Origin of the sequence: Deinococcus frigens DSM 12807 (genome assembly GCF_000701425.1) — a bacterium.
GTDB lineage: Bacteria > Deinococcota > Deinococci > Deinococcales > Deinococcaceae > Deinococcus > Deinococcus frigens.
In genome coordinates this window covers 1-11144 of sequence record NZ_JNIW01000083.1, presented here as the reverse complement: position 1 = coordinate 11144, position 11144 = coordinate 1, and the positions used below count along the sequence as shown (strand labels likewise).

General features: G+C 64.8%; 14 protein-coding genes and 1 pseudogene. 5 read left to right on the top strand and 10 right to left on the bottom strand.

All coding sequences use genetic code 11. The features are described 5' to 3' along the window. Window positions 1–863 (top strand): annotated as a pseudogene (locus Q322_RS0118240) (hypothetical protein); the annotation flags it as partial. A gap of 39 nt (window positions 864–902) precedes the next feature. Here the strand turns inward: Q322_RS0118240 and Q322_RS21965 are convergent. Then, window positions 903–3401: a putative bifunctional diguanylate cyclase/phosphodiesterase gene (locus Q322_RS21965; RefSeq protein ID WP_156953150.1), complete on the bottom strand. Its 2499-nt coding sequence runs from the start codon at window positions 3399–3401 to the stop codon at window positions 903–905. A 178-nt stretch (window positions 3402–3579) separates the two neighbouring features. Here Q322_RS21965 and Q322_RS0118230 point away from each other — a divergent pair, with 178 nt between their 5' ends. Genes Q322_RS0118230 through Q322_RS0118215 form a run of 4 tightly spaced genes read left to right on the top strand, consistent with a single transcriptional unit; the run spans window position 3580 to window position 6172 of the window. After that, on the top strand, window positions 3580–4371 hold the full coding sequence (locus Q322_RS0118230) for a hypothetical protein (RefSeq protein ID WP_034419235.1): 792 nt from the start codon (window positions 3580–3582) through the stop codon (window positions 4369–4371). A 20-nt stretch (window positions 4372–4391) separates the two neighbouring features. After that, window positions 4392–4955 (top strand): GNAT family N-acetyltransferase, encoded by a 564-nt coding sequence (locus Q322_RS0118225; RefSeq protein ID WP_034419232.1) that lies wholly within the window; start codon window positions 4392–4394, stop codon window positions 4953–4955. 23 nt (window positions 4956–4978) lie between these two features. Continuing rightward, window positions 4979–5539 (top strand): DUF2239 family protein, encoded by a 561-nt coding sequence (locus Q322_RS0118220; protein WP_029479301.1) that lies wholly within the window; start codon window positions 4979–4981, stop codon window positions 5537–5539. A 42-nt stretch (window positions 5540–5581) separates the two neighbouring features. Continuing rightward, on the top strand, window positions 5582–6172 hold the full coding sequence (locus tag Q322_RS0118215; protein ID WP_162176641.1) for a hypothetical protein: 591 nt from the start codon (window positions 5582–5584) through the stop codon (window positions 6170–6172). Between the two features lie 165 nt (window positions 6173–6337). On the opposite strand, the gene rplL is transcribed toward Q322_RS0118215, so the two are convergent. From rplL to Q322_RS22750, 9 genes are all read right to left on the bottom strand, one after another. Further along, window positions 6338–6703 carry a 50S ribosomal protein L7/L12 gene (rplL, locus tag Q322_RS0118210; RefSeq protein ID WP_029479299.1) on the bottom strand — a complete coding sequence of 122 codons (366 nt, stop codon included), beginning with the start codon at window positions 6701–6703 and terminating at the stop codon, window positions 6338–6340. Window positions 6704–6766: 63 nt separating this feature from the next. Continuing rightward, entirely contained in the window at window positions 6767–7270 is a 504-nt protein-coding gene (gene rplJ, locus Q322_RS0118205; protein ID WP_029479298.1) for a 50S ribosomal protein L10, read from the bottom strand. A 214-nt stretch (window positions 7271–7484) separates the two neighbouring features. Next, window positions 7485–8186 carry a 50S ribosomal protein L1 gene (gene rplA, locus Q322_RS0118200; RefSeq protein ID WP_029479297.1) on the bottom strand — a complete coding sequence of 234 codons (702 nt, stop codon included), beginning with the start codon at window positions 8184–8186 and terminating at the stop codon, window positions 7485–7487. Then, on the bottom strand, window positions 8179–8613 hold the full coding sequence (gene rplK / locus Q322_RS0118195; RefSeq protein WP_029479296.1) for a 50S ribosomal protein L11: 435 nt from the start codon (window positions 8611–8613) through the stop codon (window positions 8179–8181). Before rplK ends, rplA begins: the two co-directional genes overlap by 8 nt. A 143-nt stretch (window positions 8614–8756) precedes the next feature. Further along, window positions 8757–9329: a transcription termination/antitermination protein NusG gene (nusG, locus tag Q322_RS0118190; RefSeq protein WP_029479295.1), complete on the bottom strand. Its 573-nt coding sequence runs from the start codon at window positions 9327–9329 to the stop codon at window positions 8757–8759. Window positions 9330–9342: 13 nt separating this feature from the next. Continuing rightward, window positions 9343–9522, bottom strand: a complete 180-nt coding sequence (gene secE, locus Q322_RS0118185; RefSeq protein ID WP_029479294.1) for a preprotein translocase subunit SecE — start codon at window positions 9520–9522, stop codon at window positions 9343–9345. Between the two features lie 77 nt (window positions 9523–9599). Continuing rightward, entirely contained in the window at window positions 9600–9767 is a 168-nt protein-coding gene (gene rpmG / locus Q322_RS0118180) for a 50S ribosomal protein L33 (protein WP_029479293.1), read from the bottom strand. 172 nt (window positions 9768–9939) lie between these two features. After that, the gene (locus tag Q322_RS0118175; protein ID WP_029479292.1) at window positions 9940–10503 is read right to left on the bottom strand and encodes a pyridoxamine 5'-phosphate oxidase family protein; all 564 of its coding nucleotides are present in this window, start codon (window positions 10501–10503) and stop codon (window positions 9940–9942) included. Window positions 10504–11030: 527 nt separating this feature from the next. Next, on the bottom strand, window positions 11031–11144 hold a 114-nt coding region (locus tag Q322_RS22750; protein WP_156953149.1), incomplete at its 5' end, for an EF-Tu C-terminal domain-related protein.

Genomic DNA, 11144 nt, shown 5'->3' with positions numbered 1-11144 from the left:
GTCAGCTTCAGCGGCTGATGGCACCGCTCGCGTATCAGACGGCACAGATGGTTCGTCATACCCTGAAACTTCGAGCGGAAGAACCGTTGCCCAATCTTCCCGGCACGAAGGGACGGGTGATGGTGGTGCAGGCTGATGGCGTGATCGTCCTCGGTCACAAGACAGGGAAGAATGTCGTCAGAGACGACATTCCCAGAGAAACGGGTGAGGCGTTCGAGATCAAAGCGCTCACGGTCTACGCCGAGAATTTACCAGCCAACCGCATCACAGTGGCCGAAAAATGCGATGCAGACGAGTTTCTTCCACTGCTGGCCGGTTCTTTGCGGGTGGCGGGTGTATGGCAACAGGACACGCTGATCAGCGTGTCCGACGGCGCACTCTGGATCGAAGACCGCATGAACTGCCTGGGAGTTACGCAGCACGTCCTGGACGTGTTCCATGCCGTGAGCTATGTGGACAGGGTGAGGGAAGATCTGGGTTGGAGCGACGAACAGCGCACCGTAGAGCGTCAGGCGTGGCTCAGGGGAGAGTGGGACGCCCAGACCTGGCTCCAGACCTTTGCTTCTGCCCCTGTGGGGCAGAAACATTGGAGTCCAGAGGCACAGCAAGCCCTGAACTATTTGAACAGGCGTACGCATTTGATGAACTATCCCCACTACCGCGCCCAGGGCTGGCCGATAGGCTCAGGGCAGATCGAGGGCATCAACAAGAGTGTGATTGGCTGGCGCATGAAGGGTTCGGGCATGCACTGGTCCCGTTCTGGGGCCAGTGGCATGGCCTCGCTTCGTGCCAACCTGAACAACACGCAGCCTCTGGTGCGCTTGGATGATGTTCGTCACCTTGCCTTTCCGATCCCAGCTTAGCGGGATGCACCCGGTCTGGCGGCGGGCAGCAGATAGCCTCTACGGCTGGATCGCCGGCACGCTCTCCGGCAGATGCTCGCGCGCCTGTTGCAACTGCCTGTCCGTTTCTGGCCCAGTCTGCGGGTGGGCCAGCCAGAAGCCCTGGCTGTGGTCGCAGCCCAGGGCCGTCACTGCCTGCCACTGCGCGTGGGTCTCTACGCCCTCGGCCACCACGCTCAGGCCCAGCGCCCCGGCCAGGGCGGCGGTGGCCTGCACGGCGTGGCGGGCCTGCGCCTGGAGGTCCAGCGGGCCGTCCAGCGCGCCGATCAGGCTGCGGTCGAGCTTGAGCACCCCGATGGGCAGCCCCAGCAGCGGCGAGAGGGCCGAGAACTGTGCGCCGAAGTCACACATGGACCACTGAACGCCCCGCTCATCCAGGGCGCGCATCACGCCGCCAGCGTGGGCCTCGCAGCCGCTTAGCAGGGCGGCTGAAACTTCAAGTTCCAGGGCCGTGCCGTCCAGGCCGTGCCGCGCGAGCGCCGCCTCCACCGTCCCGGCAAAGTCTGCACGCCCGAACTGCGCGGGGAAGACGTTCACGGCCACCCGCAGCCCACCGTGGCCCGCCGCGTGCCAGCGCGAAAGCTGGGCGCAGGCCTCGTTCAGCACCCAGTCGCCCAGGGCCTCGTCCAGGCCAGTCTCATGGACCACCGGCAGAAACTGGTCGGGGGAGAGCAGGCCCAACTCTGGACTGTCCCAGCGCAGCAGCGCCTCCAGCGCCACGATCCGCTGCGCCGCGTCCCAGATGGGTTGATAGTGCAGCCGGAACTCGCCGCGTTCCAGTGCGCCGCTCAGCCCCTGTTCCAGCGCGGTCCGGGAACGCAAAGCCTCACGGGGTACGAAGACGCGCGCCGCGCCCTTGCCCGCACGTTTGGCCTCGTACATGGCAACGTCGGCGTGCATGTACAGGCTCTCGGCGTCCTGGCCGCTGTCCGGGTAGACGCTGACCCCCACCGAGGCGCTGATCCGCACCGGGCGGCCCCCCAGGTCAAAGGGCGGGGCGAACAACTCCAGCACCTGCTGGGCGCGGGCCTGCGGCGGCTGCGAGGTCAGGACCATGAACTCGTCGCCGCCCAGCCGGGCCGTGAACTCGCCGGGCAGCAGCGCGCCGCGCAGCCGGGCGGCCACCTTGATCAGCAGTTGATCGCCCACGGTATGGCCCAGCGTGTCGTTGACCCCCTTGAAACCGTCCAGATCCAGAAACAGCACGGCCAGGGGCGCGGCGCTGTCTGATGATGAGCCGGCATCAGCCTGTGCGGTCCCGGTCTGTGCGGCACCAGTCTGCGCCACACCAGTTTGTGCGGCACCAGTCTGTGCGGCACCGGTCTGTTGCGCCACCGCCTCGCCCAGCGCGCTCAGGAATCCGGCACGGTTGGGCAGGCCGGTCAGGGCGTCGTGGTGGGCCTGCCACGCCATCTCGCGGGCGCGGGCCTCCAGTTGGGCGCGGCCCTCCTCGACCTCGGCGGTGCGGGCGGTCACCCGCTGTTCCAGGGTGGCGTTCAGGGCGGCCAGTTGCGCGGTCAGGCCCGTGTTGTCGCTCAGGACCGCGATCTGCCGGAAGGCCACCAGCAACGTGACCCCCGCCGTTCCCCACAGCGCGCCGTGGGCGGCCAGCGTGTTCTCGTCGTGGGTCAGCAGGCTCAGGGCAAAACAGGCGGTCAGGCCCAGGTAGGGGGCCAGCGCATACAGGGGCCGGGTGATCTGGGCAGTGACGTGGGCAGCCGTCCCGAACGAGCGGCCAGGGCGCGGGGCATGGCGTGAACTCCAGGCGGCCAGCGCAAAGATCAGCGCCCCTCCAGTCCAGAAGAGTTCCACCGGGGTGCCGGAAGCGAAACCTGCATGGGCGTCGATGAACAGGTCCAGCAGATCGCCGCCAATAAACGCAACCATGCCAAGGGCCATCAGACTTTCTTCGGGCCGGAAGCGGTCGCTGCGCCTCATGACCAGCAGCACCAGGCCCAGCGTACATAGGTCCAGGACCGGATAGGACAGGTTGACCAGTTTGCTGATCAGGCTCGCCTCTGCCGCACCCAGCAGGGCCGCCAGCACGCCGTACCACACCAGCACGCCCAGGGACCCCACCACAATGCCGACATCCAGGGTCAGCCGCCACGCCTCGGCACGGCGCATGGGCTGGCGCGGCAGGGCTAGAGACCCCAGCCAGAACAGTGAATAGAACGCCAGATAAAGCGCGTCGATCACGGTAGGCGTGGGCACTGATCCGCTGCGCCATTCCACCAGATCGTAGGCGGTGTCGGCCAGCGCATAGGTGGCGACTGCCAGGGCGATCCAGTGCCAGGGCCATGCACCGCCTGAGCCGCTCCGCGCCGCCAGAACGCAGGTGAGGGTGGCCGCATACATGACGCCCAGATACAGGACCTGCCCAGGCCACAGTAAAGTTGCGTTGCCTGCGGCCAGCGTTATCCAGGCCAGATGTGTCAGGGCAAAGGCCGCCGTGACCAGCAGGGCCATGTTCAGCCAGGTCCGGCCCGAGGGTCTCACAGCGCGCTATCCCCGCCACTGCCCATCGGCGTGGACAGGTGCGGCCAGCAAAAGAGTGACCCGGACATAGGCCTACATTCTAGACATGACATTCTTACTGCATTCTTGTTAGAGAACCGCGAAGCGAGATTGAGTTATTTTCCTATTCCCACGCCGCCTGCCCCTTATCATGGCCGGGATGGACGTCATCCAACCCTACCTGCCCCTGATTTCTAAGGTGCTGCGCGTGCTGGCGGTGGTGGGTCTGGTCCACGCCATCGTGACCCGCCAGCAGATCTTCTGGATGTTCCTGCTGGGTTTCGGGGCGCTGCTGGGCAGCATTTTTGGGATGCTGGGCGCGCTGGCGTATGCCTTTCTGGTGCTGATTCCGTCTCTGCGCGGCAGCGGGCGCGTGGCCGGGCAGGCAGTTTCACGCGGCGTGGAGGCTCTCAAGCCGCTGGACACCCGCATCCGCGAGGCAGGGGAGCAGCTCTCGGAGAGCGACACGCTGGCCAACCGCGCGGGCCTGGCCGGTCTGCTGGCCCGCGCCGGGCGCAACGACGAGGCGCAGGCCACCCTGGACCCGCTGCTGAGCGGCATCTATGCCGACGACCCGGTCGTCTTGCTGACCAGCGCCGAACTGGATCTGGCGCGCGGCCACCCCGCCGGGGCCGAGGGCCGCCTGAACGCGGTGGACCTGAAAACCAGCGCCGCCACTCGCACCCGCGCCTTGACCCTGCTGGCCCAGGCCCAGGACGCGCAGGGCAAGGCCGAGGCCGACGCCACCTACCGCGACGCCATGACCGCCGCCACCACCGAGGAGCCGCGCGCCCGCTACGCCGCGTATCTGGTGAAACAGGGCCGCGCTGCCGAGGCGCAGGGGGTGCTGGACGCCATGGCCAAGACCGAGAGCCGCGCCACCGGGCTGTACCGCCGCCAGGAACGCGAGTGGTTTGATCTGGCGTCGGGCCTGAGGCGCGAGCTGAGGTGAGTGCAGCCCTCTCACCCCTGATGCCTGACGTGGATTTGTGCCTGCTCCGGCCCTTCGAGTCGCGGGATGCTGGCTTGATCGTCGAGGCTGGACTCGGTCCCCTGATTCCGCTGATCACCACTGCTCCTGCAAGGTGTGACCCGCCGCAGGCCCATGAATTCATCGAGCGCCAGCACTCGCGCCTGCCCTCTGGGGCGGGCTATTCCCTGGCCACCGAGAGCAAAGAAACCGGGCAGGCTGCCGGGCAAATCGGGCTGTGGTTTCGGGACCGGGATCAGGGCCGCGCCAGCCTGGGCTACTGGCTGGTGAACAGTCGGCGCGGGCGGGGTCTGGCATCCGCCGCTCTCAAGACGCTGGCCGACTTCGGCCTGAGCTTGCCGGATATTCACCGACTGGAACTGTACGTCGAGCCGTGGAACGCGGGTTCCTGGTACGTTGCCGAACGCGCGGGCTTCCGGCGGGAGGGCGTGTTGCGAAGCTGGCAGCAGGTCAGCGACGGGCGCAGGGGGATGTTGATGTATTCGCTTCCACCATCTGATCTTCGCCAGGCTATTCATATTTCCCGGATACTCTTGACTTCCTGATTTATACCCGGATAATATTTGGTATGTCTGCCGCTCCCACCATGACCGTTTTCCAGGGCCACGAACGCCTGCTGACTGCCCCTCCCCAGGACGTGTTGTCCCTCCTTAAGGCCGAGGAACGGGCCGCCGAACCGTTACTGACCTTTGATGATCAGACTGGGCGGCAGGTGGACTTTGACTTGCGCGGCACGTTGGACGAGGTGCTGGAGCGTTACGCCCCCGCACCTGCCAGATCGGGGCGGGGGCGTCCCAAACTGGGTGTCGTGGCGCGCGAGGTCACGCTGCTGCCCCGGCACTGGGACTGGCTGGAGTGCCAGCGCTGCGGGGCATCGGCGTCGTTGCGGCGGCTGATTGACGAGGCGCGCAAAGCGGACCCGGACGGAGAACGCCGCCGTGGGGCGATGGCTGCTACAGACCGTTTCCTGGGGGTGATGGGAGGAGACCTGCCCGACTACGAGGATGCTACCCGCGCCCTGTATGCGGGCGACGGCGGAGCGTTCGGGACGCAGCTTCAAGGCTGGCCGCAAGATGTTCGCACCCACGCGCTGTATCTGGCCGCGCCCGCCTTTGCACGGGAAGCCTGACCACCGGGTATGGCGGACGAAACTGAACTCAGTCGCAGAGTCTTGACGGCGGAGCTGACGGCGGCGCAGCTAACCCTTCTGGCCGAGCAGTCCCCGCCAGAGGTTCGCGCGGCAGTGGCGGCCCACCCCAACACCTCCGCCGCTGTTCTAGGCCGTCTGGCCACCGATTATCCCGCCGAGGTGCTGAGCAATCCAGCCCTGAGCCTGCTGCGTCTGGCCCATCCCGGTTTACTGGAGGGCTGGCCGGTTGACGCCGTCTCGAATCTGGTGGCCCAGCCCCAGGCCCCCGACTGGCTGAGGCGCTACGCCCTGGCCCATCCCGACGCCCGCTTTCAGGTGGCCGTGGCGGGACATCCTGAGCTGAGTGCCACAGAGCTTGAGTTGCTTGCTCGCCATCCGATTTGGCAGGTGCGGGCGCGGGTGGCGGCGCGGACTGACCTCCCGCCGCAGTGGCTGGCGACGCTGGTGTCTGATCCAGATTACGGCGTGCGCCTCGTGCTGGCGGCCCGCGCTGATCTCCCCACACCGGTTCTGGAAATCTTGGAAAAGGACAGTTCGCTGCTCATTCGGCAGGCGCTGACGCAACGGCACCAGCTCCTTTCGTGGTGGCTGCCTGATATTGAGTTGAAATGACAAAGTGCGCCTTTTCCCTCTAGCCCTGCGGGAGGGTGAGGGGTCCACCGGGCAGGCCGTTACCGCGAGCAAGATTCACAGTCTCTCGCTCAAACTGTAAAAAACCCCCCGGCCACAAGGGCCAGAGGGCTGCACTCCCGGTTACGGGGTCAGGCCTGTTGAGGCTTACTTCAGCTCGACAGTCGCGCCAGCGGCTTCCAACTGGGCCTTAAACTTCTCGGCCTCGTCCTTGGCCACACCCTCCTTCAGTGCGCCGCCCTTCTCGCTCATGTCCTTGGCTTCTTTCAGGCCCAGGCCGGTGATGGCGCGGATTTCCTTAATGACGTTGATCTTGCTGGCCCCGGCGCTCACCAGAACCACGTCAAATTCGGTCTTCTCCTCGGCTGCGGGGGCCGCAACGCCGCCGCCGCCGCCCATCGAAACGGCTGCCGTGACGCCCCAGGTTTCCTTGAGGCCGTCGATCAGGTCCGCGAGTTCCATGATGGTCAGTGTGCCGAGTTGATCGATCATTGCCTGTTTGTCGTATGCCATGTTGGTGTTCCTCCAGAAGTGGATTGAGTTCGGGTTTGAGCCTGTTGAAGAGGGGAGTGACGCTTAAGCGCCCGCGCCCTCTCCTTCGAGTTTGGTCTTGTAGGCTTCGAGGATGCCCACGAAGTTGCTGAGGTGGGCGCTGAGGACGCCGACCAGTTCGGCCTGCAAGGTTTCCTTGCTGCCCAGGCTGGCCAGACGGTTCACGACGCTCACGTCCACCTTGTTGCCTTCCAGGAATCCGCCCTTGACGGTGGGGATGCCCTTGTCGTTGCCCTTGGCGGCGTCGGCCAGCGCTTTGGCGACGCCTGCGGGGTCCGTCTGGGCCAGCACCAGGGCGCTGGGGCCTTTGAGGGTGCCCGAGAAGTCGCGGCCCCCTTCCTGAAGGGCGCGGTCGATCAGGGTGTTCTTGGCAACGATCAGTTGCCCGCCCTTCTCGCGGATGTCTTGGCGCAGTTTGCTCAGTTGTCCGGCACTCAGGCCCTGGTAGTCGACGACGTAAAACGTCTCGATCTCGTTCAGGCTCTGCTTGAGGGAACTGAGGGTCTGCACGTTCTTGGGATTCGCCACGCAGTGAACCTCCTCGTGGTTGAACAAGTCTCAGGTGCAAGTTCGCGCTGGGCGCTTCGCAGCCTGGCAACTCGGCGGGATGTTTAAACCGGGCAAGGGTCCCCGCTGTCTTGGGTGCCGCACTAGAAACGAATTGGGAAAGAGGTGCGAAGTTGCACCGGGGTGCCAGAAATTAGGAATGAGGGAGAGGCGAGGCTGCCCCCTCGGTGAAGGGTTAAGACAGTGCGCCCGCGCTGAGGCTCAGCGGAATGCTCGGCCCCATGGTGGTGGTCAGGAAGGCGGTCCGCAGGAACACGCCCTTGGCGGTGCCAGGTTTGGCCCCTTCCAGCGCGGAGACCAGCGCGGCGTAGTTGGCGCTCAGGTTGGCCGGATCAAAGCTGGCCTTGCCGATGGGCGCGTGAACCACGCCGGTCTTGTCGTTGCGGAACTCGATGCGCCCGGCCTTGAGGCTGGAGACCATGCCAGTCACGTCGGGACCCACGGTGCCGCTCTTGGGGTTGGGCAACAGGCCGCGCGGCCCCAGCAGGCGGGCCAGTTTCTGACCCACGGCAGCCATCATGTCGGGGGTTGCCACCACGGCGTCGAAGTCCATGAAGCCGCCTGCGATGCGCTCGATCAGCTCGTCGCCACCCGCGATGTCCGCGCCAGCGGCCTCGGCAGCGGCGATGTTGTCGCCCTTGGTGATCACGGCCACGCGAACGCTGCGGCCCGTGCCGTGCGGCAGCGAAACCGTGCCGCGCACGTTCTGGTCACTCTTGCGGGGATCGATCCCCAGGCGGAAGTGGATCTCCACCGTCTCATCGAACTTCGCTGTGGCGAGGTCCTTGACCAGAGCGGCGGCCTCATCGATGGTGTACTGCTTGTCGCGGTCCACCTTGCCTTCCAGTGCGCGGTAGCGCTTGCCGTGCTTAGGCATTGGGGCCTCCCTCAATGGTCACGCCCATGCTGCGCGCCGTTCCTGCGACGGTGTTGGCGGCGGCTTCCACGCTGCCCGCGTTGAGGTCGGGCATCTTGGTCTTGGCAATTTCCAGGACCTGGCTCCAGTTCAGCTTACCGACCTTGGCTTTATTGGGCGTGGCGCTGCCCTTCTGAAGGCCAGCGGCCTTGCGAATCAGGTAGCTCATGGGCGGCGTTTTGGTGATGAACGTGAAGCTGCGGTCCGCGAAGATGGTGATCTCCACGGGAATGATCGCGTCGCCCTTGTCGGCGGTCAGGGCGTTGAACGCCTTGGTGAACTCCATGATGTTCGCGCCGTACTGACCCAGCGCGGGGCCGACAGGCGGGGCCGGGGTGGCCTTGCCTGCGGGCAATTGCAATTTAACGATGCCGGTGACTTTCTTCATTTCGACTCCTTAGCTCCCCCAGTGGTGCGTGCGTGGGGTGCTGGCGCTAAGTTCCGCCTGCGCCGCCTGTGTCAGGCAGTTTGGCAGCAACTTTTTCATTTTACTCGTTTCCCCTCTCTCTGCCAAGTGTGGGAGAGAGGGTCCTACTTGGAGACCTGGCTGAAATCCAGCTCTACCGGCGTTTCACGGCCAAAGATGCTGACCAGCACCTTGACCTTGGCCTGCGGCACATTGATCTCGCTGATCACGCCGCTGAAGTCCGCGAACGGACCCCCGGTGACACGCACCATGTCGCCCGCCTTGAAATCGGCCTTGACGCGCGGCGCTTCGGCGACCTTGGGCTGCACCCCCACGCCCACGGAGGACAGCAGACGCTGGACCTCTTCATAGGACAGTGGGACCGGACGGGTGGCGGTGCCCACGAATCCAGTCACGCCGTTGGTGCCGCGCACAACTTCCCACGACTCGCCCAGTTCACCGGGCGTATCGTCGTCTTCCACATCCATCTGCACGAAGACGTAGCCGGGGAACAGCTTGCGCTCCACGGTTTCCTTCTTGCCGCCGTCGCGCAGTTCCACGGCCTTCTCGCTGGGTTGCAACACCTGGAAAATCTTGGTGCCGCGCATGCCCAGGCGGCCCGCGCGGTCCATCAGATGCTGTTCCACGCGGTCTTCCTGGCCCACGTAGGTGTGGACGGCGTACCACTCAATGCTCATATGGACACCGCACTCATGGCAGCGCCAGCCGGATCAGGTTGCTGAACACCAGGTCCAGTATCCACACGATGATGGTCAGGGCCACGACGAAGATCAGCACGGCCTGCGTGCCTTCGAACACCTGCTGGCGCGTCGGCCACGACACGCGGCCCAGCTCAGCGCGCGAGTCACGGAAGTACTGGATCAAGTTCATGCATTCACCTGCGGGAGAGGAAAGGGACTGAAGGGGCGTCTCTGGGCCAGCGTGTGCGGCCCAAAGAAAGGCCGGAATCAGACCTTTTTCTCCTTGAAAACCACATGCTTTTTCGCCATGGGGTCATACTTGCGCAGTTCCAGCTTGGCCTGCGTGTTGCGGCGGTTCTTGGTGGTGGTGTAATAAAAGCCCGTGCCAGCGGTGCTTTCCATCTTCACGATAATGCGGGGTCCGTCTTTCGCCATGTTCGTCGCTCCTTTCGCAGCCCCCAGTCATGGGAAATACTGCTCCCAGCGCCTGCCCCCAATCATTCTGACCGGGCAGGATCATTCGCTGGTAAAAGCCCGCCGGGGTGGCGGGCAACACCCACGAGTATAAACCGTCATGGGCGGACTGTCCACCGCTGCTTTCAGGAGGTCAGGAAAGCGGAGGCTTGGCGGCTTCGGGCAGCCCAGTCGGAAATCCGTCAATGCTCCGGGTGTTCTTGAGCTGTCGGTATTCGGCCAGTTGCGCTTCACCCTTCTTCCGGTGAACCTCGTTCAGGTTCTCGCGCCCCTCGCGGAAGTCCATGAGCGGTACAGCCATCCCGCACGAGGTCTGGACCAGATCCACGTCCAGTAGGTAGATCTGACGCGATCCGGGCAGCGGTGGGAACAGGGTGGCGAAGGCCGTCCATTCGGCGTTGTTCGGCTGGACCATGCGCGCCTCGCCGTAAACGCGCAGGATCAGCGGCGGCCCGTCGAAGGCGCAGAACATCAGCGTCATGCGCGGGAGCTGGAGCAGGTGCGCCGCCGTTTCATTGCCGCTGCCCGTGACGTTCAGCCACGCCACCTGCCCCGGTCCCAGTACCCGCAGACTGTCCATGCCCTTTGGGGAGACATTCACCCGGCCATCTGGAGCCGCCGTGCCGACGAAGAAGACCGGCTGCTTCTCGATGAACTCTTGAAGGTGCGTGGAGATGGCCGGGAGCTGTGTTGCCATGCGCTCAGGGTAACGCACGGCCAGAGGGATGGAACTCAGCGTTCCCGGCAATTGAGCGCTGTTTCCAGGACGGCCCGCGCGATCCGGCCTGGTCCCCAGTTCAATGCCGCCACAAATTCTTCCGGAGTCACCGTCCAGCGAAATTTTGTCTCGAACCGGGCCTGAAACGGGGAGAGCCGGACCCTGGCGTAGAACCGCAGCGGCCCTTCAATCTGCTGCGTTCCCAGAGAGTGATTGCTCAGAACTCCAGCACATGCCTCTTCCAGCAACTCGCGCCGCAGGGTTTCAAGTCAGCTTCCGGTTTCCCGCCGGGCAGACCGCAATGCTGTCCGTCCCGCGAGATAAGGACGATGGATTGACCGTCAGTGAAGCAGATACCGCTAACTCGTGTCGAGGCCCCGACAGGAACAAAATCAGGACGCCACCGGGCAACCCCCGAGATTCAGCGCCACTCAACCGGCCCATTCAAACCCATCAATCAATAAAAAAGGGGAGGCCCGCAAGCCTCCCGCACTAGATTTGAAACCTTATTCGATGACTTTCGTCACGACGCCTGCGCCCACGGTGCGGCCACCTTCACGGATGGCGAAACGCAGACCCTCTTCCATGGCAATCGGCTTGATCAGTTCCACCACAAACGT

Coding starts and splice junctions, on each gene's coding strand:
- Q322_RS0118230 (WP_034419235.1), top strand. CDS start 3,580: ATGGACGTCATCCAACCCTACCTGCCCCTGATTTCTAAGGTGCTGCGC.
- Q322_RS0118225 (WP_034419232.1), top strand. CDS start 4,392: ATGCCTGACGTGGATTTGTGCCTGCTCCGGCCCTTCGAGTCGCGGGAT.
- Q322_RS0118220 (WP_029479301.1), top strand. CDS start 4,979: ATGTCTGCCGCTCCCACCATGACCGTTTTCCAGGGCCACGAACGCCTG.
- rplL (WP_029479299.1), bottom strand. CDS start 6,703: ATGGCATACGACAAACAGGCAATGATCGATCAACTCGGCACACTGACC.
- rplA (WP_029479297.1), bottom strand. CDS start 8,186: ATGCCTAAGCACGGCAAGCGCTACCGCGCACTGGAAGGCAAGGTGGAC.
- rplK (WP_029479296.1), bottom strand. CDS start 8,613: ATGAAGAAAGTCACCGGCATCGTTAAATTGCAATTGCCCGCAGGCAAG.
- nusG (WP_029479295.1), bottom strand. CDS start 9,329: ATGAGCATTGAGTGGTACGCCGTCCACACCTACGTGGGCCAGGAAGAC.
- secE (WP_029479294.1), bottom strand. CDS start 9,522: ATGAACTTGATCCAGTACTTCCGTGACTCGCGCGCTGAGCTGGGCCGC.
- rpmG (WP_029479293.1), bottom strand. CDS start 9,767: ATGGCGAAAGACGGACCCCGCATTATCGTGAAGATGGAAAGCACCGCT.
- Q322_RS0118175 (WP_029479292.1), bottom strand. CDS start 10,503: ATGGCAACACAGCTCCCGGCCATCTCCACGCACCTTCAAGAGTTCATC.